The sequence below is a fragment of the Paenibacillus camerounensis genome, from assembly GCF_000723885.1.
GTDB lineage: Bacteria > Bacillota > Bacilli > Paenibacillales > Paenibacillaceae > Paenibacillus_AQ > Paenibacillus_AQ camerounensis.
Genome location: NZ_CCDG010000031.1, coordinates 1 through 22,860, shown reverse-complemented (window position 1 = coordinate 22,860; position 22,860 = coordinate 1). Strand labels below are relative to the sequence as shown.

Genomic DNA, 22,860 nt, shown 5'->3' with positions numbered 1-22,860 from the left:
CTGCTTATGTCCATTACCATCATCGTGGAAGGCAAAAACGACCGTAGCCGTCTGCGCCGCCTGCTCAGCTCCGAGATCGATATCCAGTGCACTTTCGGTACGCTTAACACCCTGAAGCTTGATACCCTGAGGCGTAAAATCGGGAACGGGGAAGTGTACCTTTATATGGATAACGACAGCTCCGGCAAAAAAATCCGCGGCATTCTGCGCGATGCTTTTCCGGATGCCATTCATATCTATACCCGCAGAGGTTATGCCGGTGTCGAAGGGACTCCTGATGAATACAGCATTACCCAGCTCGAAAAGGCCGGACTTGAGGAATACATCATCTATCCCCAGCCGCTTCCTTTCCTTTGACGGCATGCAAAAAAAACGTCTTGTCCGGGTCTCCTTAAGCAGGGGAGCGGACAAGACGTTTCTAATTATCCCGGTTATTACTCCCGGGCCAGTCTTTTCAGTGCACCGGCTAGGAACTCGGGCGTTATATTCTCCGTATCACCGGCATCATACAGTCCGCGGAGCTGATTATCCCGGTCCACCAAACCGATCAGATTGGCATGGGCAAAGTTATCCTTGTTATCCCCGTAGATAAGCACCTTGAAGGAATCTGCTGCAAGCTTACGTATCTGTTCCTGATCGCCCCGCAGAAAGTACCAGCCGTCATAATCCGCATGAAAATTGTCTGCGAACGTCCTGATTGCCTCGCGTGTATCTTTTTCAGGATCGAAGGAAATTGAGACAAATGCTGTATCCTTGCCAAAGCTGCCGTCCTTGACCAGCAAATCCTGTGTTTCAGACAGCATATACGTAGTAATCGGACACACATCTGGACATTCGGTGAAAAAGAAATACACCAGCCGCGCCTTCCCTTGCGTATCTGCCAGTGTAATCTGCTTACCGTCCACATTCTCCAGCGAGAAGTCCTGTACCTCCCCGATAACCGGCAGCCTGCTCTTGCCCAGCCCCAGTGAATGGACTGCCAGATAAGCAGCCATACAAAGAGCGGTCAACAGCAGCAGCCAGGTCCATTTGTAGCGCTTCAAGGTTTGCACAGGCCCCTCTCCCCTCTTATCCGTGGATCGTATTCAGTACAAGCGCGATCAGACTGACAGTGAGGTAATTAATGGAGAAAAAGAAGTTTTTCTTGGCCCAGGCATCATCATCTTTTGCCTTGAAGCCGATTATAGTCAGGTAGAGCCAGGCTACAGACAGACCGAGCGAGATAACGAGATAAAAAATCCCTGCATAGTCGTATGCATACATCAGTATAGGTACCGGCAGCAGCAGTGCGACGTAAGGAATCATCTGGAACTTAGTCCGCCGTACTCCCTTGACTACCGGCAGCAGCGGAAAGCCCGCAGCCCTGTATTCCTCTTTGCGGCGGATGCCGAGGGCCCAGAAATGGGGCGGCTGCCACAGGAACAGCATCGCGAACAGCAGCCAGGCACCCAGATCAACTGTACCGGTAACGGCAACATAACCGATAACCGGAGGCATAGCGCCGGAGATCGCGCCCACTGAGGTACTCCAGGTTGATGTTCTTTTCAGCCAAAGGGTGTAGACTACAACATACACGAACACACCGACAATACCGAATACCCCGGCAAGCACGCCGCAAAATGCGAACAGTACAGCCAGACCGGCAATGCCGAGCCCGATAGCATACATCAGCACAACACCCGGCTTCAGCCTGCCGGTCGGCAGACCGCGTTCGCGTGTCCGCTCCATTTTCATATCGAGGTCACGGTCAAAGTAATTGTTGAACACGCAGGCAGAAGCCATAACCAGCATCGTTCCCAGCAGTGTCAGAATTAATCTGCCGTACTGCACATCCCATCCGGATGCCACCCAATATCCGGCAAAGGCAGCGATCAGGTTGGAGCGGATAATGCCCGGCTTTGTTACTGTAATGAAATCGCGCCAGCCTGCACCCTCCCGGGGTGCTTTGGCCTTAGCTGCCGCGGAATCGGAAGAAGCCTGATATCTCAATTGATTGTCCACGTCTGGTGTTCCTCCTTCATAAGGGACTTCTAAGCGTTCGGTCGGAGCATTGACTTCTAAATACATTCTCAATTGAGAAAAATACTCGTTTCGCTGTTAACTTTATCATATCAAACCGCAAAAGACTTTGACAATCATTGACCAAGATGTTCATCATTTCGACAATTACGTGACTTTATTTATTTCCCCGCCCCCTAAATAAGTCAGCCTGAAATTGGGTAGTTATTAATAGAGAACTTCCGTACAAAGGAGATCTGACCAATGGATACAGCAACACATTTTGTAATGGGCCTGGGACTCGCAGGACTTTCCTTCGTTGACCCTGTCGTGGCCTCACAGCCTTCCCTGGCCGGAGCCGTCATGATCGCCACTGTACTGGCTTCTCAAGCTCCGGATGCCGACACCGCGCTGCGCCTTAAAAATAACGCCGTGTACATCCGTAATCACCGGGGAGTTACGCATTCCTTGCCCTTCCTGCTGTTATGGCCGGCACTAATTACGATCGTAATCGGCCCGTTATTCGGCTTTACGGATCTGCAGGCACTAAGTCATATCGCGCTCTGGAGCTTTATCGGCGTTGCCGTCCATGTATTCTCGGACCTGTTCAATACCTACGGGACCCAAGCCGCCCGCCCGTTCACCGAGAAATGGATCGCCTGGAATATCATCCATATCTTTGATCCGTTTATCTTCGGAAGCCACGCGGCTGCGATCATTCTCTGGATCAGCGGTATCGTGCCTCCTGCTCCGCTGTTCACCACCCTGTATATCTGCGTTGCCGCTTATTACGTCTGGCGGACGGTGGTGCATGCCAGGATTACACACAATATTAAGAACAAGGACGTACACCATGATCCCGGTGACCGCTATATTGTCATCCCATCAATCTCGCCAACGCGCTGGAATGTGGTTAAAGCCAAGACAGACGGCAGCTACAATGTCGGTGTGCTGGGCGGAAGCCGGCTGGAATGGTTCAAGCATGCTGTATGCTCCACCCACCCGGCAGTAGAGCAATCCAAGACACATCCGGACGTCCAGGCCTTCCTGTACTTTACCTCCTATGCTGTGGCCGAGGTTGAGGAACTTCCCTCCGGTTATATTGTACGCTGGGGGGATGTGCGTTATTTACACCGCAAGCAATTCCCTTTCGTAGCCGTACTGGCTATGGACAATGAATATCATGTGCTTAACACTTATGTAGGCTGGCTCAGCAGCGAAAAGCTGGATGAGCGGTTTGCCATTGACCCCGGCTCCATGAAGCTTTAACCGCACACTTTATTTACACAAGCAGGCAGGACGGCATTCTCCCGCAACCGGAGAGCAGCCGCTCTGCCTGTTTGGCTTCAGCTCCAAATATCCCCCACTTGACGCCTGCGGCAGCATAGGGCACAATCTCCATAAAGCGTTTTCAGTAGCAATTCTTCGTTTTTGCAGATATTCCCTGCTTCTGCATGCAAAAAAATCCCGCAGGCCGTAAGCCCCGCAGGATAAACTTATTTGCTCTATAGAAAGGAAGGCTGGATTGTATGGGTAAAGGTCTGTCTTTGTGGTTCTCAATATCTTCAATACTGATTCTGACAGCCGCTTCAGTCAGTATCAGCTATAACCTCTGGCTGGCACTGCTGCTGGGCCTGCTGTGCATCCTTAATATCGGCTGGGGGTTTATCCTGAAAGCCAGACTCAGACGCAGAGCAGAGGCCCGGGCACAGCGTTCTTCTTAACGGTAAGGCAGGAAGCCCATCCGCTCCTTCACACCGGCTAATGTCTGAGAGGCTACATTCCGGGCGCGCTCTGCACCTTCGGCCAGAATATCGCCCAGCGTGCCCGAGCTGCGGATTTCCTGATACCGCTGCTGCAGCGGCTCCAGTGTAGCCACCAGCACCTCACCCAGATTTTTTTTGAAGCCCCCGTACATTTGTCCCTCATACTGGTCCGCAATCTGCTGCAGGCTCATGCCGGAGCACTCCGCATAGATACTCATCAGATTGCTGATTTCCGGCTTATTCGCCGGATCATACACTACCTCACGCCCCGAATCGGTGGTCGCGCGGCTTATTTTTTTGCGGATAACATCCGGCGGGTCCAGCAGTGCGATGTAGCTGCCTGCATTAGGATTGCTTTTGCTCATTTTTTTACTTGCATCATCAAGTGACATGATCCGCGCGCCGACTTCAGGGATGTAAGGCTCAGGAACGGTAAAGAAATCGCCGAACCGGTGATTGAACCGTCCCGCGAGGTCACGGGTCAGCTCCAGATGCTGCTTCTGGTCTTCTCCAACCGGTACAAGATCAGCATTGTAGACCAGGATATCAGCCGCCATCAGCGACGGGTATACGAACAGGCCGGCGCCGACTGAATCTTTACCGGAAGATTTGTCCTTGAACTGCGTCATCCGCTCGAGCTCACCCATTGCAGTAAGTGTGGTTACAATCCAGCCCAGCTCTGCGTGCTGCGGCACATGTGATTGCATATAAACATTGGATATCTTCGGATCAATGCCTGCTGCCAGATAAAGGGCTGCTACGGATTCCGAATTCTCGCGCAGCGCTGCAGGGTCCTGGGCAACTGTAATGGCATGCAGATCCACCACCATGAAGAAGCATTCATGCTCCTGCTGCAGCTTCACGAAATTTTTGATCGCGCCGATATAGTTGCCAAGTGTCAGTGAGCCGCTGGGCTGAATGCCCGACAATACTTTTTTAGCCATGATTCTCTACCTCCTGAATGTTCTTCAATGTGAACAGAACGCAAAAAGGCCCCACATCCGCAAGGGACGTGAGACCGTGGTGCCACCCTTATTCGCCGTTTGTGATGTTCCGCGGGAACAATGCACCAAACAAGCCTTAGCTTCCGTTAACGGGGAAGAGCCGTCCGGTCTACTGGGGCCTGCAGCCTGTTCAAGCACGGCGCTCAAGGGTCCATTCAGTCAGGAGTGTCCTGCCGGTTCGCATCAACCACCGGCTTTCTGAAGGCGCACTTTCTGCTTACTTGTCCCTGTCATCACATTGTAATCATTTCTTAATGCATTCATCATAGAGCGAGACCGTGAAGTTGTCAAATGACTTATCCACTGCTGAATAAATCTGTTATGATAAAGCTATCCATGTTCTATGCCATCAAGTTAAGTTAAAGGAGCATATCTCTTATGAAACAGGTGACCAAAGGGCAGTGGGGCGGTTATGATACCTATATTCTGCATAGCCGTGAACTGGAAGTCACGCTTTTGCCGCGGCTGGGGAATAACGTTATTTCCTTATGGGACCGCAAGGAAGAGCGGCAAATCCTGCGCACGCCTGATGAAAGCGACTTGGCTTATTACATGCAGAAGCCGTACCATTTCGGCATCCCGCTGTTAGTCCCACCCGGACGCATACGCAAGGGGCAATTCAGCTTCGGAGGCGCCAGCTATCAGTTCGAGCAGAACTCAGCAGGAAATCACCATATCCACGGCCTGCACAGGACCCAGTCCTGGTGCGTCAGTGACATCGAAGAAGATGAGGACGGGTGTGCCGTTACAACAGAATTCAATACTGCAGATGATCCCGGCTGGATGGCCCAGTTCCCTGTACCGCTGCGCATGGAGATGACGTTCAGGCTCCAGGACGCCAGGCTGCAGCAGACACTGAAGGTAACCCATCTGGGAGATACAACGATTCCCTTCGGGATCGGCTACCACACCTGGTTCATGATTGACGGTGAACCCCAGCGCTGGAAGCTGACCCTGCCCGCTGAAGCCATCTATGAATTGAATGACGAGCTGCTAACCAGCGGGAATCTGCTCCCTCTGGGTGAGCTGGACTCCCTGCATCATGGAATGGGCCTTGCAGGCAAGGATCTGGACACCGTGCTAAGAACCGGCGGCTATCAGCCTTCCGAAGCCCTGCTGATGCGTGAAGACGGATATGGCATCCGTTATACAGCAGACAGGAGCCGTTTCCGCCACTGGGTCATTTACACCAAGGGGCTGACTGACCAGTACCTGTGCGCTGAGCCGTATACCTGGCTGCCAGATGCCCCCAACCTTAACCGGGATGCAGACTTTACAGGAATCATCGCACTTAATCCCGGTGATAGCCTGTCTCTGCCGAGCACACTTGAAATCATCTATCCCAAGCTCTAAATTTCATATAATTCCCAGCCTTAAAAACTTCTGAATCCGTGCATGAATTCTCCTCCTCGCGCCCATACTATCTTCACAACGGACGAAGGAGGTGACAAACATGGGTCAAGCAGGTCAACAAGGTCGTGGAAGCCGTTCTAATAACCTGGTCGTTCCACAAGCGAATGCAGCGCTGCAGCAGTTGAAATATGAAGCAGCACAAGAGCTTGGTGTAACGATTCCTCAAGATGGTTACTACGGTAACTACACTTCCCGCGAAACCGGTTCTTTGGGAGGTTACATCACCAAACGTCTGGTACAACTGGCAGAGCAACAACTGTCCGGTCGTTCGTAACATCATCTTTTCAGCCGATTTAACCGGCAGGATTCATTTCTTGACGGACTAGCTTTACAGCCTGCCTGCGCTTCATGCCGAAGCGCGGGCGGGCTTTTTACTTATATCAGAGTTATGTATGGTTCAGCCGAAATACTGGTCTGAGAGGTCGCCGGAATGCGGCCCGCGCGGAGCACGGATCATCAGGTTCGCCATGTTGTAGTTAGACTCCAGAATGGCATCAACCATTACCATCCCTTTACGGACGGCGAATTCATAGCTGATCTCACCATGCGTCCAGCGGCGCTTATACTTCAGGCTCTCCAGTGCCATAAGCCGGAATGAAGACTGCTGTGCAGAAGTCAACCCCTCCTCTTCCGCTTCACTAAAGGCACCGCTGCGTCCGGACAAGGGATTATGGCGGATACCGAACTTGCCGATAACATTATTTCTGATCTGTATAAATACCGTACCGGAGCTTAACCCGGACAATTCCTCCTGCAGCTCCTTAAACACTAAATCCACCTGCCTTGCCAGCGATAGCTGTTCCGTGCGTAGCATATTGTTCCTCCTAAAAGTTTTGTTAGCATAGCTTCTTTGAATATTCTCCGCAAAACTTGCTTCGTAAGCATATGCTTAGTTTTGTTAGCATAGCTTCTTTGAATATTCTTCGGCAAAACTTGCTTCATCGACCTTTCCGATATGATTCGACAAAACACACTGCATAAACTTAAATCCCGGCTCCGTTGATTTGTTAATTACGAAATAACGTCCTTAAAACTGTTACCTACCTACCAGGCCTTATATAAGGCTTTAGGCACATTATAGGACACAGTTTTCGGCGCTTCAACATTATTCAACATAATTGGGTGAATATCCCTATGTATGCGCAGTTCACAGCATTAATTTTGTAAATTTTCATCAAATACGACCCCATTCGACAATAATTCAATTTAAAAAAAGCCCCTTAACAGGGGCTTTTGCGCATTCACACGTAACTTAGATATTCATTTTATCCTGCAATAATATGATTTGTCCTATTTTTGACAAACATTTAAGCGTATTGCTCAGTCATCTGCAGGAATTCGTTAATGTCCTGGGCAATCAGCTCTACTGCGCCCTGCCAGAAATCAGGCTTTGTGAGATCGACTCCAAGATGTCTCATCACCAGCTCTTCCAGCGTCATGATGCCGGTATCACGCAGCAGGCTGTCATATTTATCTGCAAAGGACGGTCCTTCCTGCAGGGCCAGCCGGTACAGACCTGTACTAAACATATAGCCTACAGTGTACGGGAAGTTATAAAACGGAACATCAGAAATATAGAAGTGCAGCTTGGAAGCCCAGAAATGCGGGTGATATTCCGACAGCACGCCGCAGAAAGCCTCTTTCTGCGCTTCCTCCATCAGCGCCGATAACTCATCAGCATTGACGAGACCGTCCTTGCGCTTCTCATAGAAGCGGGTCTCGAACAGGAAACGGGCATGGATATTCATAAAGAAGGCTACGCTGTTCTGAATTTTCGCTTCAAGCAGCGCCAGCTTCTCATCGGCATCGGCGGACGCTTTTACCTGGGCATCGGCAACGATAACCTCAGCAAAGGTCGAGGCTGTCTCGGCTACGTTCATAGCATAGTTCTGGTTGAAGAAAGGCTGGTCATCGAGCAGGAAGGAGTGATAGGCATGACCCAGCTCATGTGCCAGTGTCGATACATTCACAGGCGTCCCGCTATAGGTCATAAAGATACGCGACTCCTTGCTCTCCGGAAACGATACGCAGAATCCGCCCGGACGCTTGGCCGGACGGTCTTCGACCTCAATCCAGTCATTGTCGAAAGCCTGCTCGGCAAAATCCGCCAGCTTAGGACTGAATTTGCGGAATTGCGTCACAATGTCTTTTGCTGCGGTTTCGTAAGGAATTTTGCCGGAGGATTTGCCGACCGGAGCTTCGACATCAACCCAGGACAGTGAATCCTTGCCGAGAACCTTGGCTTTGCGCTGCAGGTAAGAGACAAGCGCCGGCTTACTTTCTGTAATGACCTTCCACATCATATCCAGGGTTGCCTGCGACATGCGGTTGATGGCCAGCGGCTCCTTAAGCACATCGTCCCAGCCCCGTCCCTTGTACAGCTTAAGACGGAACCCCGCCAGATGATTAAGGGTATCTGCGCTGTAATCCTCCGCCGCTGTCCAGGCTTCTTCCCACTTGCGGAACATGGTTTCACGGACACCTGCATCATCATCGCTCAGCTTGTTGAAGGCTTGACCGACAGACAGCAGCTTGACTCCTTCTTCATCTTCAAAAGGAATCTCCACTTTGCCTACAATAGTCTCGTAATGCTCACTCCAGCCGTGGTATCCGTCAACAGCCAGCTCCAGGGCAAGGCTTTCCAGCTCAGGGCTCATCTTCTCGCGTGCCTGGTCCCGGCGTTCACTCAGGACAAAGGAGAGCGGTGCGATTTCAGGACGGGACATCCACTGTGCCCATACTTCATCTGAGGTCTGGCGCAGTAAGTTGTCAAACTGTGAGCTGACGCCTTCAAATCCGGCACGCAGTCCGGTTACTTTGGCTGAGAGGCGTACAGCTCCTTTGTCCTGCTGATTCTGTGCACCAAGACATCCGGCAAACTCCGAAGCCTGTGTCAGGCGGCTTAAGCAGCTCTGCAGCAGCCCGATTACATCATCAAGTGCAGCTGTATCGTATGCGCTCACCGGAAAAGCAGCACTGTTAACCTTTTCCCGCAGGACGGCAATATCCTCTTCAAGCTTATTCAGAAACTCCCCGAACGCTGAGGAGGAGGACCCTCCGGGGAAAATCGAATCTAAATTCCAGGTCAATGAGATAGGTTGTTTCATAGCTGTCCACCATTCCTTTGCTCATATTTAGTTTTCTTGTTATTTGGCTGTATGCCATGGTACAGTGAATACGAAAAGTGCGCTTGCAGCAATGCTCCCGCACATTAAATGACCACAATCCATAAGGAGGGCTGCAACATGAAGCCGCTGCAGATTTCGCCGGAAACGGCCATTACCCTATCCAAACAGCTAGGCGTTCCGCTGGAACACCTGATGCATATGCCTCAACATATTTTGCTGCAGAAAATTGCCGAGCTGTCCAAGAAGCAGAGTACAGACGCCGGAACAGAAGCTCCGCCTGAGAAGGAAAACCAATGATTCCGTTCAGCCATACCTGGCCTTATGACATCATCTACGGTGACCTGTATGTACAGAGTTGTCCGTTCTGCTCCAAAGAGAACGTCCTGTTACCGCTGAAGCCGAAGGAACTGCAGCTCATCCGTGACGGCAAAAAAAGGCTGCTGGTATTTCCCTGCTGCAGCACAAGTCCGACAGTTACCGATAATGACGCCGATTATCTGCTGTTTGACCGTGCTGTCCGCTGAGCAGACATATAAAGCGCATATAAGGGGGTTCCCCTTGTCTGCGCTTTTTTTGTTGAATACTCGGCTGCTAACAAGCGCTACAGACTATAATCGGAGGGCACACCGTCCGGATCTGTATCTTCACCGCGCATCTGCTCACGCAGCAGTGTCCACTGCTCGCGGGCTGCCCGGATCATTGCGGCATCCATAATCCTCTGATCATTAATCAGCCGGGAGAACCACCTGACCGCATTCGCATATTCTCCCAGCCGGCGGTGCAGCTCGCCGATCAGAAACATCAGGCGGGCATCGCTGCCGCCGATCCCGTCACTTTCAAATACCCGGACATATTCATCCAGTGAATAGCGCAGGAACCGCTGCTCCTGCTCTGTCTCACCCTTGTAACGGTACAGCCAGGCAATATGGTGCAGATTGCTGGCGATAATCCGAGGCTTATCCTTAATGCACTGCGCACAGATCAGCGCAAGCTTGTACGTTTCCAGAGCGGTGTCCCAGCTGCGTTTGCCGCCGAAATCACGGGACTTCCACCGGCTTCCAACCTGCTCGTTAAATACCTTACGCTGCCAGTCGGCCAGCTTGTCAGCCGAATTCTCAGTAGAGGCAAAACCGCAGTTCGGGCAGACGCGGACCACATAATAATCCGGATTCTCATTTTTGTAGTAGGAGCAGAAATCTGCGTCACGGCGTATAGCCCGTTTCAGGCTGGGACGAACCCGTGATGTGGAAAACTCATGTTCACAATTAATGCAAATAACCTTTATCGAATACAAAGGGATCAAATCTGACAAATGCCCTCATCCTTTCACCATCATCGGCTCTTTATTCCTGGGGCATATTGACAAAATGGTGCGCAGGACCGGACAGCCTGCTCAGTACAACGGACCGGAGCGGCTCAGCGACCCCCGTCTCTTCCAATGCTTGTTTCATGCAGTCCAGCCATTCCTCCGCACGCTCCGGCGTAATCGGGATGTGCATATGCCTGGCCCGCATCATCGGATGCCCGTGCTCCTGTGAAAAAAGGGCGGGACCGCCAAAAAACTGGCTGAGAAATTGATACTGCTTCTCCAGAACAGGAGTAATATCTTCAGGGAACAACGGGCTCAGCTGCGGATGAAGCTGCACCTTGGAATAGAACACTTCCACCAGCCGGTGAAGCCCCTCAGCGCCCCCCAGATTGTCATACAGGCTTTGGTTTGGATTCATGGAGGTTACCAGCTTTCTTCCTTATTAATGTACGGCCTTTCTATTATAACAAAAAAAGAGCGCTAAACTAAGTTTAGCGCCCTGTAAATTATTTAGTAGGTCCTGAACTCCTCATCACCTGGAGGGACGAGCGAGACCCGGATTACATACACAAAAGCACAAACCAGAACCCCGGCAACTACACTCATCACCATCACTCCATCCCTGATTATAAATATTATAAAGCTGTGCGTGTATTCTTTTTTATAATACCATAACGGAGCCTGAAAAACACAGATTTATGCAACCGCTTTCCTGTTTTTTTTGTGCTGTTTGTCCTGCTTCCGGCATACATCTAAACATAGACCGGGAGGCGTTGCTGATGACTCTGAAAAAGCTTGGCAGTCCGCTGCTGGGCCTTCTTCTGGCCTGCTGCATGGTACTGATGCTGGTGTACCCGGCCAGCACACTTGCTGCAGCCCTGCGCGGGCTGGCGATCTGGTGGGACGTGCTCTTTCCCTCCTTGTTTCCCTTCTTTGTTATTTCTGAATTGCTGCTGGGCTTCGGTGTGGTTCATCTGTTCGGTGCGCTGCTTGACCCTCTGATGCGTCCGCTGTTCAATATACCCGGCAGCGGCGGCTTTGTGGCGGCAATGGGCTATGTGTCCGGGTATCCTGTCGGCGCCAAGCTCACCGCCAAGCTGCGCGAGCAGCAGCTGGTCAGCCGGGCAGAGGGGGAGCGCCTCGTTGCATTTACAACCTCCTCAGACCCGATTTTTCTGCTGGGTGCTGTGTCCGTCGGCTTTTTTCACGATGCCTCCCTTGGGCTGGTGCTGGCACTCGCGCATTATGGCGGAGGCCTGATCGTAGGCCTGCTGATGTCCTTTCACGGAAGAGGGGACAAGTATACTGACCCGCAGGCGCCGGAAGCAGTATTATCCCAGGCTGCGCCTTCACAGCCTGAAGGCCGGATCCGCCTGGCGCTCAGCTCCATGGCCGAAGCCCGCCGCAGGGACGGGCGGAGCTTCGGAGAGCTGCTCAAAAGCGCAATCCAGTCCTCCCTGCAGCTTATTATCGTCGTGGGCGGGCTGGTTGTATTCTTCAACGTGCTGATGGAGCTGCTCACCCGTGCAGGCATTATGACGGCATTGTTCAGCGTACTTGGCAGTGTGCTGTCTCTGGCCGGCTTTCCGCAGCAGCTGTCAGCAGCACTGGCCAGCGGCTTCTTTGAGGTAACCATCGGCGCCCGTTCGGCTGGAGAAGCAGCAGCAGCCATTCCCCTGCAGTTCAAGGCTGCAGCGGCGGCCTTTATCCTCTCCTGGGGAGGGCTGTCCGTGCATGCCCAGGTGGCCAGTATCCTGAACGGAACCGGCCTGCGTTATCTGCCTTTCATGGCAGCCAGGCTGGTACACGGCCTGCTGTCGGCAATCCTGCTGCTGCTGCTCTGGAAGCCTGTTGCCGGCTCAGGCTTGTCTGCAGGCTTCAGCGCGCTGCCTGCAGCGTCCGGATTCACCGCATCAACGGGCTCAGCCTTTGCAGCCAGCCTGGCCCTGCTGGGTTTACTGCTGGGAGCGGCACTCCTGCTGTCGCTCCTGATCTGGCTGCTCAAGCAGCTTACCCGGCGGCTGCGGCAGTCTTGAGCCTCCGGGCTGTGCTTAGCTTTTGCCCTTTATGCGCTGCCGGCTGTGATTCTTTGCAGGCCCTTATATTGTGTTCCAGTTCAAGATTGATTATGATCGTTGTATGACTGAAACATACAAAGGAGCCTGTACATCTTGAGATATTATGTTCTGGACCGCGGAGACGAATTGTCCATCAAACTTGCGGAGCAATTTCACAAGCTGGCGGCGGAGCGGGGCCTGGTACTGGATGCGGAATCCCCGGAAATTGTCATTTCGATTGGCGGGGACGGAACCATGCTGCATGCTTTTCATACCTTCATTGACCAGATTCCCAATCTTGCCTTTGTCGGTGTTCACACCGGGCATCTGGGCTTTTATGCCGACTGGCAGGCAGAGGAGCTGCCTTCTCTGATTGACCACATGTGCGGGACTACGGATCTGCCCCCCCACAAGTCGCGTATTGTGCGCTATCCGCTGCTTGAGCTGGAGATCCATAAGAAATCCGGAAGCACCTCCCATATTGCGCTGAATGAATTTACCCTCAAAGGCGTTGACGGGACAGTCGTTATCCAGGTGGATATCAATGACAACAACTTTGAAATGTTCCGCGGCGACGGATTGTGTGTCTCTACCCCGTCAGGCAGCACCGCATATAACAAAAGTCTTGGCGGCGCCATGATGCACCCTACAATTGATGCGATGCAGATCGCCGAGATAGCCTCCATCAACAACAGGGTGTTCCGCACGATGGGCTCGCCGCTTCTGCTGCCCAAGCACCATCACTGCGATATTTATTCACGCAAGGAGCAGCGCCTTCTGCTGACAGTCGACCATATCAACATCCCCGTGGATGATCTGATCTCGGTCCGCTGCCAGGTGTCAGACAAAAAAATCAGCTTCGCCAGATACCGGCCCTTCCCTTTCTGGAACCGCGTCCGTGAAGCTTTTCTCATCTAGAGCATCTGATTTCCAGCAAGATGCAGTTCAACCGGGAAACAACAGCAGTCCCGGTTTTTTTATGTGCAGGAATTTTTACAAACTTTTCTATTATTACTGACATGAACTGATAGACAGAGAGAAAAATTGGATGGTATAATGAACCTATTTTACATAGAGTTTGTTAACTCATAAAGGGGAGAAATTTTGTTGAAAAAATGTACAGCTATTATCGGGACCAGCCTGCTGGCGCTCGCTCTTTCGGTCCCTGCTTTTGCGGCTGAAAAGCCTATTTCTGTCTATGTAAACGGCACTAATCTCACCTTCCCCGCCGGTACGCCTTATCTGGATAACAACTCCGTGCTTGTTCCTTTCCGGGTGGTATTTGAGAAGCTTGGCATGCAGGTGCTCTGGGATGCTTCAACCGGGACAGTGACCGGCACCAGCTCCAGCCTTACCATTTCCCTGAAGATCGGCAGCAAGCTCGCTACAGTCAACGGTACGGTCAAAAAGCTCACGGTTGCCCCTGTATCCAGCAACGGGACAACTTACATTCCGCTGCGTTTTGTAGCTGAAGCTACCGGAGGTACAGCGGTCTGGGACGCTTCCGGCAGAAGCGTGAAGATCACCACTGCAGCATCCACAGCAGCAACTGATGAGCAGGCCATCACGGCACTGATCAGGCAGGCTGTCCAGTATTACAATGAGGAGAAGACCATCAGCTACTACTCTCTTATTGATGATGCAGACAGCTTCAGTGACCAGATCAGCTCGCTCAATAATTTTTTCCAGAACTATGATATCAAGACAACCATTGAAGAGCTAAAGGTTCTCAGCATTCAGGGTAACGAAGCAACTGCCTACACTGTTGAAAAAGAAATCCGGACCGGCGGATATTATCTTCCAGACGAGCGGAGCGAGTATCTGTACAGTCTTGTGCGCGTAAACGGTACATGGAAAATTTCCGAAATTACCAATGAGGACAGAACCGTGCTGCTGACTAAAGAGCAGGGCATGAAGAGTGCAGGGGCTCCTCAGGGACAGGCTGACATTATTAAGGATAATCTTTCTAAATACTTCCTGGCCATGACTGCTAAGAACGTTGATGCAACACTCGCCCAGATGTACTCCTACGGTGAAGATTATGATGCGGAAAGCCGGACATCCCTGCAGGAATTCTTCAGCGAGTACGACCTGAGCTATGCCCTGAATCAGTCCAATGTCTTCTATTATGCCAACGGTGAGGCAGCTGTCTATGCGGAAACGACCGTCAAGGATGCTGAAACCGGGGAAAATGTAGAGCAGCCGATGCTGTTCATCTTCTATCAGACACAAACAGGCACTTGGATGATCGATGATTTCTACTATCTTGACTAACCTGAATAACTCCCGTAATTATTAGTTGTTTCATTGCAACTACAAATCCATTTAAAGGGTGTATCTATTTATATGAAACCGGCAAAATTGATCTCTGCTGTTGTAAGCGGCTGTCTGGCTTTATCCCTTATGTTCTCACCGGCAGCTCTGGCAGCGGATACTGCTCAAGCCACCTCCAATACCGATCTGATCAACGAAATCATGAAGTATCTGGAAAGCTATAATGTTGAAGGGGTTGACCGGGACGCACTGATCCGCGGGGCCATTGACGGGATGGTTAACACACTGGATGACCCTTACAGCGTCTATTTTGATCAGGAGGAAGCGGCTGAATTCGAGCATCAGGTAGATCTGGAATATGTCGGCATCGGCATCAGGCTGATGTATATCTATACCTCCAAAGAGCTGTATATCGAAGAGGTTATGCCAGGCTCACCAGCTGAACAGGCAGGACTGAAGCGCGGTGATACCATTCTCAAAATCAACGGGGTTGCGATTAGCGATACCTCAGGCGAGGAGCTTGCCGGAGCCGCCGGAACGAAGGTTACGCTGCTGATCAGCCGGAACGGAGCCAGCAAAACCATCGCTGTAACGCGCAATGCCATTTCCACTGCATCCGTGACCGGCCAAATCATCGGCAGTAATACAGCCTATATCGCGATTACAGGATTCAGCCAGACTGCTGATGAAGAATTCGCCAAGGTCCTCGGAAATATGCGTGCAGCAGGCATGAAATCACTGGTTCTTGACCTGCGTGACAATACCGGCGGCTATATGGATTCTGCGTACAATATCGCTTCCATGTTTATGGATTCCGGCATTATGATGTATACTGCCGGTCAGGACGGCCGGCTGGTGCCTGAAACCATTACAAACGGCAGCAAGATCGGGGTTCCGGTCGTCATTCTTACTAATGAGTATACAGCCAGTGCTTCCGAAGCGCTGACCGGTGCTTTGCGTGACAACAAGCTGGCTACCATTGTCGGCACCCGCTCTTACGGAAAAGCCCGGATCCAGAGCCTGCTTCCCGTATCGAACGGAGATATGCTGAAGCTGACTACAATGAAGTACCTGACTCCGAACAAAGAAGACTTCAACCATGTCGGGCTTGCTCCGGATATCGAGGTTCAAGGCAAAACGGCACAGCTGGTAGCCGCACTGCGGATTGCCGGGTTGACTACGATCACGCTGGCGGGCGACAACCATATCCTGGACGTCAACGGCCATGCCTTTGCCGGAAATATCGGCCTGCTGAAGCAGGATAACAAAGTATATGCATCGGCCCGAATACTGGCTGCACTGGTAGAATGTGATATTACTTGGGACTCCAAGAATAAGAAGGCGGTATTTACGAACGGTGCCGGCAAAGCCTTCGGGTTCACATTGGCCTCCAAAGAAGCCGTATCCAAAAATGATGAGACTCTGATTGATGTCAGTGCATTCGCGAAGAAATTCCCTGCACTTACCTGGAGCTACAATGCTGCAGCCAATCAGCTGAAATTATCTGTAAAATAATATCAGTTATACAAAAAGAGCATCCCGGCAGCCATCATAAATGGTTGCCGGGATGCTCTTTGGTCTGACTGTTCATTTCCAGTCAGATTAATTCGCAGGATTATTTGGCTGCTGGTTGTTATTGTTATTCTGGTTCTGATTCTGGTTCTGATTCTGGTTCTGATTCTGGTTCTGGTTCTGTTTCTGGTTGTGCTGTCTGTTCGGGGATTCCTTGTGATGCTTCTTGCCTTGAGCATCCTTGTTCCGGTGATTCCGGCTCTGATGCTCACGGACAGGCCTTTCCTTGTTCGGGCCCCCGTCCTTGTTGCGGCCTTCAGATCTGTTGGGAGCTTCACGGTGTACTCTGACAGGTGCCGCAGCTTCCGTCTGCTCCGGCTTCGTTTCATCAGCCGCTGCCGGTTCAGAAACCTCTTTGATCAGAATGTCCTTGTATTCCCCTTCTTTAGGCGTTTCTTTCAATTTATGCAGCACAAAATACGCGCAGCCGAAGTTGCAGTATTCATTAATATAATCAACCATGCCGGAAATCGCCGTATCACGGTTCACCTTGGGATGGTTATCCCGGAAAAAGCCCTTCAGCCGCAGCTGGCTGTATCCCCAGTCACCAATAATAAAATCATAACGCTCCAGCACCTCGCTGTACCGCCCGCGGAATGCCTCCGGGTTCCAGCCGTCTTTATGATCGAGCATCAGCTCGTAGCCTTTTCCACCTATAACGATCAAGCGCGTGTCGCCTGCCTTTCAACTGTAAAAGTTTCAACGTAGCCGTTGCCTCATATTATAGCATGTGCAATGGGGGATTGCCTGTTTTTGTGAAATTTGTCTGCACAGCATTCGCCCCGGCTTACTGGTACCTTTAGACAGATGCGGATAAAATGAAGCCGTTTGCCTCAATCTATAATAAAAAGCATCCGGCAGTTTTTTAAGCCGGTTTTTATAGGAGGTAGTTATCATGCTGGCCCAGCGCAAAAGAAAAGCGACCCGAAAAACCGTACTGTGCCTCACCGCAGCCCTCATGCTGTGCAGTGCGGGCCAGGCAGCTGCCTCTGCCCCGGCAGTGATGTCCGCCGGCTACTCTGCCGTGGATAAAACGGACCTGCTTGCTGCGCGGAAGGAATTATATGAACAGATGAGCGCAGCAACCGGGATTCCCTGGTTCCGCTTCGCCGCCATTGATCAATATGAGCGGACCATCGCCAAAAAAAAGTCCGCTAGCGAAGCCCCGGACTCCCCGCGAATTACCGGCATCAGCATTCCGGCCCCGCTATGGGCCGGTCCGCTTAACCCGGATCAGGGAGACACTTCTCCGGAATCAATCTCCTTCTTCGGCGGAATCGGCTATGACGGCTCCGGGGACGGCAAGGCCGATCCGGCCAACGATGCCGATCTGCTCTACAGCATGGCCAGACATCTGCTTAGATACGGGAACTCTGCCAGTGATTTCAGCATCGGCGTCTGGGAATATTACCATAATGGCCGCGCTGCGCAGCGTGTTGGCCAGTTCGCCAAGCTATATGAGCATTTCGGACGGCTTGACCTGTCCGGCAGCGCTTTTCCGCTGCCCATCGGCAACTCCTATGCCTACCGCAGCACCTGGGGGACGGGCCGGAGCTGGGGAGGCGCGCGTATTCATGAAGGAACCGATCTTTTTGCACCCCACGGCATGCCTGTACGCAGCACCTGCTTCGGGATTGTCGAGACCAAGGGCTGGAACCGCTACGGCGGCTGGCGGATCGGCATCCGTGACATCGAGAACCGTTACCATTATTACGCCCATTTATCAGGGTACGATAAATCCGTAGCCCGCGGGGATATTGTAACCCCGGGTCAAATCGTCGGCTGGGTCGGCAGCTCCGGCTACGGAAGTCCTGGAACCCAGGGCAAGTTCCCGCCGCATCTGCACTACGGTATCTACCGTGACCGCGGGATTACGGAATGGGCCTTTGACCCGTATCCGCTGCTGAAGCAGTGGGAGAATCAGGAGTACCGCGCCCGGAAGAACAAGAAAAGCAAATAGCCGTCAGTACAACAGCATACAGCCGAACGGCTCCAGCTCTACCAGTATTTTGCCGCTATTGCGGATGGTCAGTCCGCTGAGCAGCTCGGTCAGCACCTTTTTATCTGTGCGGACACTGCTCAGCTCAAGCTGATAGGTATTGGGTGAATTGTTAATCAGCACAGCGATCTTATCCTGTTCCCAGCGGCGCATATACCCCATAACACTGCGCGGTTCATCGGTAAACCAGGGACGGAATGCGCCCTTTTGCAGAATGATATACTGTTTTCTCAAGGCTATCAGCTTTCTGTACCACTCATACAGCTCTATGTTCTGATCCTCAGCCTGCCACACCATCGGCTTGCGGCAATGCGGATCTGTGGCTCCCTCCATGCCAACCTCATCGCCATAGTAGATCATCGGGATGCCGATATAAGTCATCTGGAACAATACAGCCAGCTTCATCCGGGCCAGCGCTGTTCCCTGCCTGTCCCAGCCGCGCCCGTTCTCCTTGCAGGCAGTCAAAAAACGTTCGGTATCATGACTGCCCAGCAGCTGGAACATAGCCGAATTGGCTTGATCGTTGTACAGCGCCTCTATATGCAGCAGCTGTTCCATAAAACGGGCCGGTCCTGCCGACTGCAGCGCAAAGAACTCCAGCACCGCCTCCCGCAGTACATAATTCATTCCGCCATCGAATTGGTCGCCCCTCAGCCACTGACCTGAAGCATGCATAATTTCACCGATCAGCAGCAGCTCGGGAAACTCCGCCTTCAGCTCGCGGCGCAGACGGGTCCAGAACCCGGGGTTCACCTCATTTGCCACATCCAGCCGCCAGCCGTCAATTCCCGCCTCACGCACCCAGTGCCTGGCAACGGCAAGCATATAGTCTGCAGTCTCTGGATTATTCATATTCAGCTTAGGCATATGTACTTCTGCTTTGGCAAAGGTTTCATAGCCCGGTTCAGGGTGCTGGCTGACCGGATAGGAGCGGATGAAAAACCAGTCCTTATACGGTGACTCCTCCCCTTGCTCCAGCACATCCCTGAACGCAAAAAATGTATCCCCTGAATGATTGAATACCGCATCCAAAAGAACGCGGATACCGTGCCTGTGAGCTTCATCCACCAGCTTTTTTAAGTCCTCAGCGGTTCCAAAACCGGGGTCAATCTTGTAATAATCGGAAGTATTGTACTTATGCCCGGACGGGGATTCAAAGATCGGCGTCATATAGACGGCTGTTACACCCAGCTCATGAAGGTACGGTATTCTGTCCGTAATTCCCTGCAGGGTTCCCTGATTATAGCTGCTCGGAAAAATCTGGTATACAATGGCTCCGCTGCTCCATTCCGGCACCTCCAGTGCTTCAGGCCGGTGCACATAGGCATATTGAAAAGCCCCTGCCTGCTCGCGGTTCCCGGCCGTTCCTCTCTCTCCGTACCATGCATAATCCCCCTCCGGATTGGACGCATAGAAAACATAACGGCATCTTCCGGTTGGGGTCAGAATTACCGCTTCATGAATCTCGTAAGCTCCTGCTGAACCAATCCGCTCCATCGCGAGCGGCTGCTCTCTTCCGGGTGAATCATAACGGTCGGAATGGATAACGGTGCAGGACAGCTGCAGGCCGGCAGGTACGAACAAGCGCAGCTTCAGCGCCCCTTGTCCGGCGGGAAAGGCAAACGGGTCATCGGCAGTATGATGGAAGAACCAGCGTGTCGGCATATTTTACAGTCTCCTCATTAGGTAAAATCGTCCCGGTTCCCAAGCGGATGTAATTCCGTTGCTGTACGCGGCTCATTATAAGTAATTAAATCAGGGAAACCGGTTTCTCTAATTTGAAATTACCATCTGCTGTATACGTTGTCAATTCTCTTTAGCCGCAGGCTCATAAAGTTTCTGCCTGTCTGATGAAATGCAGAACCTCCTTCATTACCCGTGCATGGTCATCGCAATGGCAGAGCATATGACCGCTTTTTTCTACCATCAGCACCTGCTTTTGCCCGGATGGAATTGTCCGCTCCAGAAATCCTGCGCTTTTGGTCTTTACGAGGTGGTCCCTTGTTCCCTGAACAATCAGGGTTGGAGCTGTAATCTGCGGATAAATGTCAAAGCTCTCACGGACAAGGCGCCGGAATTGCCGGGTGGCTTTGGGCGGTGTAGAGCCGAATTTGCTGAAGTAATTTCTGAGCATGGCCGGACTGCCCAGTGTTCTTACAATCTCCAGCGGATTGAGCGGAAAGACGGGTGCTGACAGCAGGGTAAGCGACTTGACAGCCTGCCGGTACTGCACAGATAAGCGGGATGCAATCAGTGCGCCGGTAGAAAATCCGATCAGATGCACCGCCTCCTGCTCCTCCAGCAGCTTGTTCAGCTCATGCTCGGCACTCTGCACCCAGCCGAACCGATCCGACTGCCGGAGCTCCCGCCTGCCCCCGCCATGGCCTGCAAGCGTAAAGGTCCGGGAACGGTAGTGATGCTGCTCCATATATTGTGACAACGGGGATATCTCGTGTTCGCCGCCGGTAAATCCGTGAATGAATAAACAGCTGTCCATATCTGACCTCTTTTCTTAAGCAAATATACAGTATATACCACCCTTAACTATATTTTATCCAATACATGCAAAATAAGCCTCAACGCTTTTATCGTCAAGGCTAAAAGATATACATTCACGCTGGGCATCGGATCAGCGCTCCCACCATGTCAGGCTCAGTGCAGATGTAATAACCAAGCCGATCGCAGAGCTGGAGGAGGTTACGTTGGCACACAGGGAGCTGCCGGGAGGCAATACGATGCTGCCGGTAAAGGATTGGCTGAAGCTGCCCGGCGCCAGCTGATAGCTGTTCAGCACCGTTCCTCCGCTGACTGCCGACGTGGCGGACTGTACAGTCTGGCTGCTGACCGCTGAACTGGCCAGATTATTGTTAACCGCCGGCAGAGCTGCCGGAGAGCTTAACGTCCCTCCTCTTATGATTGTAAATGCCCCGGACATGGCGGACAGCAGGGAGGACCCTCCGATGCTGCCGGTAATACGGGAGATAAACACTGTTCTGCCGCTGCCAGCCGGATTGTTAATCCGCACAGAGATAACAGCTGAGATCAGGCTGAGGACAACGGTAGCGCTGGCGGAAGCATTGGCTGAGTACAGGACCGCGCTTTCTGCTGCACCCAGCTCAGGAGGAGCCGTAATATCCGGTGACCGGAAGGTATTGGTCATTTCCACAAACAGCGGCTGATCATTGTCGTTGAATACATAGTGATTAGGCACTGGTAAACCCCCCTTCCATCTTTAATATTCCCACCAGTTGATGGAGCCGGTTGCAGCTGTGCTTCCCGAGGCAATAGTGATGGAGACCGTCAGGGAGCTGCCGGGCGGGACGACAATCCGTCCGTTGAAATCGACAAGGACCGGACCTGCTGCCAGCAGCAGCGAGGCCAAAGTGGCCGGTGTTCCGGTCGGCGCAGCGGTTGAGGTACGGGCCGTCATCACACTTGTTACACTGCTGCCAAAATTAAAATTAACCGGTGTCCCGGTTGCGCCCGTTACTGTTGCATTGCGCAGCAGAGACAGCGTTACCGCAGCCGTAGCCGAGCTTGCCGTTACGCGTGATATATAAGCCGTGCGCCCGCTGCCCACGGGATTAAACAGCTGAATCACCAGCGGTGCAGCTGTTGTTACTGTGGAAGTAAAAGGAATGGCGAACAGCAGGCCGGATATGGCCGCATCGGATTCCGGAGAAGAATCGATCGCCGGAGCAATATAGGTATTGACCTGTTCCGTAAATAACGGCTGGCCGCTCTGGTTAAAAACAGCATCATTCGGCATTCTTCCGCCTCTCCTCTCTTTCTAGCATACTTTCATTTTATGCCGCCGGCAGCCGCAGGTTGTTTGGAAATCTGCGTATTTATTGCTTCTGTTGCCCAAGCATTCCCCTGACGATGCCATATATTAATATCACACCATTCGAATGGCTTATTTGCAGCCGTACAGGCTTTGCTGTGCCGTAAACCGCATTGCGCAGAGACTTATTGTGTTCGAGACCCAGACGACGGTTTGGGTCTTTTGCCCGAGCAGGCTCTGTATTTTTCTATTCAATTAAGAAAGGGTGAACCTTGTGCCAAATTACAGTTCGTTTCAATCTAACCCGGATAATCTGCGCACGCTCATTTTCGGCCGGGACCCGTCCACCTTAAATGACCTGCCGCTGACTACCGATTCCAGCTGGTACCGTAACGAACCTCTTGGATGGGACGATTACCAGCGTGCTGGGCGCTACCATCACTGCCGGTACATTATCCTCCGCTGGTACGGTAACGAACCTCTTGGATGGGACGATTACCAGCGTGCTGGGCGCTACGATCACTGCCGGTACATTATCCTCCGCTGGTACGGTAAC

At 52.1% G+C, this 22,860-nt stretch carries 25 protein-coding genes; 12 read left to right on the top strand and 13 right to left on the bottom strand.

Annotation, left to right across the window (positions count from 1 at the left end; all coding sequences use genetic code 11):
- The first annotated feature begins 6 nt into the window (after positions 1-6).
- Positions 7-357 (top strand): DNA primase, encoded by a 351-nt coding sequence (locus tag BN3772_RS12470; RefSeq protein ID WP_042199782.1) that lies wholly within the window; start codon positions 7-9, stop codon positions 355-357.
- A gap of 77 nt (positions 358-434) precedes the next feature.
- On the opposite strand, the gene BN3772_RS12465 is transcribed toward BN3772_RS12470, so the two are convergent.
- Together BN3772_RS12465 and cyoE are read right to left on the bottom strand one after the other, a co-directional pair.
- Positions 435-1,052, bottom strand: a complete 618-nt coding sequence (locus BN3772_RS12465) for an SCO family protein (RefSeq protein WP_086074550.1) — start codon at positions 1,050-1,052, stop codon at positions 435-437.
- A gap of 16 nt (positions 1,053-1,068) precedes the next feature.
- On the bottom strand, positions 1,069-2,001 hold the full coding sequence (cyoE, locus tag BN3772_RS12460) for a heme o synthase (protein ID WP_042199780.1): 933 nt from the start codon (positions 1,999-2,001) through the stop codon (positions 1,069-1,071).
- 261 nt (positions 2,002-2,262) lie between these two features.
- On the opposite strand from cyoE, the gene BN3772_RS12455 reads away from it, so the two are divergent.
- Both BN3772_RS12455 and BN3772_RS12450 read left to right on the top strand, forming a co-directional pair.
- Positions 2,263-3,267: a metal-dependent hydrolase gene (locus BN3772_RS12455; protein WP_042199779.1), complete on the top strand. Its 1,005-nt coding sequence runs from the start codon at positions 2,263-2,265 to the stop codon at positions 3,265-3,267.
- A gap of 260 nt (positions 3,268-3,527) precedes the next feature.
- Positions 3,528-3,722 (top strand): hypothetical protein, encoded by a 195-nt coding sequence (locus tag BN3772_RS12450; protein WP_042199777.1) that lies wholly within the window; start codon positions 3,528-3,530, stop codon positions 3,720-3,722.
- Here BN3772_RS12450 and trpS read toward each other — a convergent pair.
- Entirely contained in the window at positions 3,719-4,708 is a 990-nt protein-coding gene (gene trpS, locus BN3772_RS12445; protein ID WP_042199776.1) for a tryptophan--tRNA ligase, read from the bottom strand. The genes BN3772_RS12450 and trpS overlap by 4 nt on opposite strands.
- Before the next feature lie 438 nt (positions 4,709-5,146).
- Here trpS and BN3772_RS12440 point away from each other — a divergent pair, with 438 nt between their 5' ends.
- The gene (locus BN3772_RS12440; protein ID WP_042199775.1) at positions 5,147-6,121 is read left to right on the top strand and encodes an aldose 1-epimerase; all 975 of its coding nucleotides are present in this window, start codon (positions 5,147-5,149) and stop codon (positions 6,119-6,121) included.
- Between the two features lie 100 nt (positions 6,122-6,221).
- The gene (locus BN3772_RS12435; protein ID WP_042180472.1) at positions 6,222-6,455 is read left to right on the top strand and encodes an alpha/beta-type small acid-soluble spore protein; all 234 of its coding nucleotides are present in this window, start codon (positions 6,222-6,224) and stop codon (positions 6,453-6,455) included.
- A gap of 123 nt (positions 6,456-6,578) precedes the next feature.
- Here the strand turns inward: BN3772_RS12435 and BN3772_RS12430 are convergent, their stop codons facing one another.
- Both BN3772_RS12430 and BN3772_RS12425 read right to left on the bottom strand, forming a co-directional pair.
- Positions 6,579-6,995, bottom strand: a complete 417-nt coding sequence (locus tag BN3772_RS12430; RefSeq protein ID WP_042199773.1) for a hypothetical protein — start codon at positions 6,993-6,995, stop codon at positions 6,579-6,581.
- Positions 6,996-7,488: 493 nt separating this feature from the next.
- Positions 7,489-9,288: a M3 family oligoendopeptidase gene (locus tag BN3772_RS12425; RefSeq protein WP_042199771.1), complete on the bottom strand. Its 1,800-nt coding sequence runs from the start codon at positions 9,286-9,288 to the stop codon at positions 7,489-7,491.
- A 138-nt stretch (positions 9,289-9,426) separates the two neighbouring features.
- Here BN3772_RS12425 and BN3772_RS12420 point away from each other — a divergent pair, with 138 nt between their 5' ends.
- On the top strand, positions 9,427-9,606 hold the full coding sequence (locus BN3772_RS12420; protein WP_042180479.1) for a YycC family protein: 180 nt from the start codon (positions 9,427-9,429) through the stop codon (positions 9,604-9,606).
- Positions 9,603-9,833, top strand: a complete 231-nt coding sequence (locus BN3772_RS12415; RefSeq protein ID WP_042199770.1) for a hypothetical protein — start codon at positions 9,603-9,605, stop codon at positions 9,831-9,833. The genes BN3772_RS12420 and BN3772_RS12415 overlap by 4 nt, the downstream gene beginning before the upstream one ends.
- 77 nt (positions 9,834-9,910) lie before the next feature.
- On the opposite strand, the gene BN3772_RS12410 is transcribed toward BN3772_RS12415, so the two are convergent.
- Entirely contained in the window at positions 9,911-10,621 is a 711-nt protein-coding gene (locus BN3772_RS12410; RefSeq protein ID WP_042199769.1) for a DUF2225 domain-containing protein, read from the bottom strand.
- Positions 10,622-10,652: 31 nt separating this feature from the next.
- Positions 10,653-11,036, bottom strand: coding sequence for a globin domain-containing protein (locus BN3772_RS12405; protein ID WP_042199768.1), 384 nt, complete (start codon positions 11,034-11,036; stop codon positions 10,653-10,655).
- Positions 11,037-11,397: 361 nt separating this feature from the next.
- Between BN3772_RS12405 and ylbJ the strand changes: the two genes are divergently transcribed.
- From ylbJ to BN3772_RS12385, 4 genes are all read left to right on the top strand, one after another.
- Positions 11,398-12,654 carry a sporulation integral membrane protein YlbJ gene (gene ylbJ / locus BN3772_RS12400; RefSeq protein ID WP_042199766.1) on the top strand — a complete coding sequence of 419 codons (1,257 nt, stop codon included), beginning with the start codon at positions 11,398-11,400 and terminating at the stop codon, positions 12,652-12,654.
- Positions 12,655-12,789: 135 nt separating this feature from the next.
- Positions 12,790-13,593 carry an NAD kinase gene (locus BN3772_RS12395; RefSeq protein ID WP_042180495.1) on the top strand — a complete coding sequence of 268 codons (804 nt, stop codon included), beginning with the start codon at positions 12,790-12,792 and terminating at the stop codon, positions 13,591-13,593.
- Between the two features lie 189 nt (positions 13,594-13,782).
- Entirely contained in the window at positions 13,783-14,949 is a 1,167-nt protein-coding gene (locus BN3772_RS12390) for a copper amine oxidase N-terminal domain-containing protein (protein ID WP_052380481.1), read from the top strand.
- Between the two features lie 72 nt (positions 14,950-15,021).
- Positions 15,022-16,464 (top strand): S41 family peptidase, encoded by a 1,443-nt coding sequence (locus BN3772_RS12385; RefSeq protein WP_042199764.1) that lies wholly within the window; start codon positions 15,022-15,024, stop codon positions 16,462-16,464.
- A gap of 87 nt (positions 16,465-16,551) precedes the next feature.
- On the opposite strand, the gene BN3772_RS12380 is transcribed toward BN3772_RS12385, so the two are convergent.
- On the bottom strand, positions 16,552-17,187 hold the full coding sequence (locus BN3772_RS12380) for a YutD family protein (RefSeq protein ID WP_086074548.1): 636 nt from the start codon (positions 17,185-17,187) through the stop codon (positions 16,552-16,554).
- Positions 17,188-17,416: 229 nt separating this feature from the next.
- On the opposite strand from BN3772_RS12380, the gene BN3772_RS12375 reads away from it, so the two are divergent.
- A complete protein-coding gene (locus BN3772_RS12375; protein ID WP_042199762.1) occupies positions 17,417-18,481 on the top strand; it encodes a M23 family metallopeptidase in 1,065 nt (354 codons plus the stop codon).
- 3 nt (positions 18,482-18,484) lie between these two features.
- On the opposite strand, the gene BN3772_RS12370 is transcribed toward BN3772_RS12375, so the two are convergent.
- The 5 genes from BN3772_RS12370 to BN3772_RS31035 form a co-directional block, all read right to left on the bottom strand.
- Positions 18,485-20,185, bottom strand: coding sequence for a glycoside hydrolase family 13 protein (locus tag BN3772_RS12370; RefSeq protein ID WP_042199760.1), 1,701 nt, complete (start codon positions 20,183-20,185; stop codon positions 18,485-18,487).
- Between the two features lie 163 nt (positions 20,186-20,348).
- A complete protein-coding gene (locus BN3772_RS12365) occupies positions 20,349-21,017 on the bottom strand; it encodes an alpha/beta hydrolase (RefSeq protein WP_042199757.1) in 669 nt (222 codons plus the stop codon).
- A 132-nt stretch (positions 21,018-21,149) separates the two neighbouring features.
- Positions 21,150-21,731, bottom strand: a complete 582-nt coding sequence (locus tag BN3772_RS12360; RefSeq protein ID WP_042199755.1) for a hypothetical protein — start codon at positions 21,729-21,731, stop codon at positions 21,150-21,152.
- A gap of 21 nt (positions 21,732-21,752) precedes the next feature.
- On the bottom strand, positions 21,753-22,289 hold the full coding sequence (locus BN3772_RS12355; RefSeq protein ID WP_042199754.1) for a hypothetical protein: 537 nt from the start codon (positions 22,287-22,289) through the stop codon (positions 21,753-21,755).
- Positions 22,290-22,653: 364 nt separating this feature from the next.
- Positions 22,654-22,860 (bottom strand): hypothetical protein (locus tag BN3772_RS31035; RefSeq protein WP_042199753.1); only part of this gene is annotated, 207 nt, incomplete at its 5' end.

What these genes read in the sequence shown, in the direction of transcription:
- BN3772_RS12435 (WP_042180472.1), top strand. Translation starts at nt 6,222, where the DNA reads ATGGGTCAAGCAGGTCAACAAGGTCGTGGAAGCCGTTCTAATAACCTG.
- BN3772_RS12455 (WP_042199779.1), top strand. Translation starts at nt 2,263, where the DNA reads ATGGATACAGCAACACATTTTGTAATGGGCCTGGGACTCGCAGGACTT.
- BN3772_RS12470 (WP_042199782.1), top strand. Translation starts at nt 7, where the DNA reads ATGTCCATTACCATCATCGTGGAAGGCAAAAACGACCGTAGCCGTCTG.
- BN3772_RS12450 (WP_042199777.1), top strand. Translation starts at nt 3,528, where the DNA reads ATGGGTAAAGGTCTGTCTTTGTGGTTCTCAATATCTTCAATACTGATT.
- BN3772_RS12420 (WP_042180479.1), top strand. Translation starts at nt 9,427, where the DNA reads ATGAAGCCGCTGCAGATTTCGCCGGAAACGGCCATTACCCTATCCAAA.
- BN3772_RS12425 (WP_042199771.1), bottom strand. Translation starts at nt 9,288, where the DNA reads ATGAAACAACCTATCTCATTGACCTGGAATTTAGATTCGATTTTCCCC.
- BN3772_RS12385 (WP_042199764.1), top strand. Translation starts at nt 15,022, where the DNA reads ATGAAACCGGCAAAATTGATCTCTGCTGTTGTAAGCGGCTGTCTGGCT.
- BN3772_RS12440 (WP_042199775.1), top strand. Translation starts at nt 5,147, where the DNA reads ATGAAACAGGTGACCAAAGGGCAGTGGGGCGGTTATGATACCTATATT.
- trpS (WP_042199776.1), bottom strand. Translation starts at nt 4,708, where the DNA reads ATGGCTAAAAAAGTATTGTCGGGCATTCAGCCCAGCGGCTCACTGACA.
- BN3772_RS12365 (WP_042199757.1), bottom strand. Translation starts at nt 21,017, where the DNA reads ATGGACAGCTGTTTATTCATTCACGGATTTACCGGCGGCGAACACGAG.
- BN3772_RS12415 (WP_042199770.1), top strand. Translation starts at nt 9,603, where the DNA reads ATGATTCCGTTCAGCCATACCTGGCCTTATGACATCATCTACGGTGAC.
- ylbJ (WP_042199766.1), top strand. Translation starts at nt 11,398, where the DNA reads ATGACTCTGAAAAAGCTTGGCAGTCCGCTGCTGGGCCTTCTTCTGGCC.
- BN3772_RS12405 (WP_042199768.1), bottom strand. Translation starts at nt 11,036, where the DNA reads ATGAATCCAAACCAAAGCCTGTATGACAATCTGGGGGGCGCTGAGGGG.
- BN3772_RS12430 (WP_042199773.1), bottom strand. Translation starts at nt 6,995, where the DNA reads ATGCTACGCACGGAACAGCTATCGCTGGCAAGGCAGGTGGATTTAGTG.
- BN3772_RS12355 (WP_042199754.1), bottom strand. Translation starts at nt 22,289, where the DNA reads ATGCCGAATGATGCTGTTTTTAACCAGAGCGGCCAGCCGTTATTTACG.
- BN3772_RS12375 (WP_042199762.1), top strand. Translation starts at nt 17,417, where the DNA reads ATGCTGGCCCAGCGCAAAAGAAAAGCGACCCGAAAAACCGTACTGTGC.
- BN3772_RS12370 (WP_042199760.1), bottom strand. Translation starts at nt 20,185, where the DNA reads ATGCCGACACGCTGGTTCTTCCATCATACTGCCGATGACCCGTTTGCC.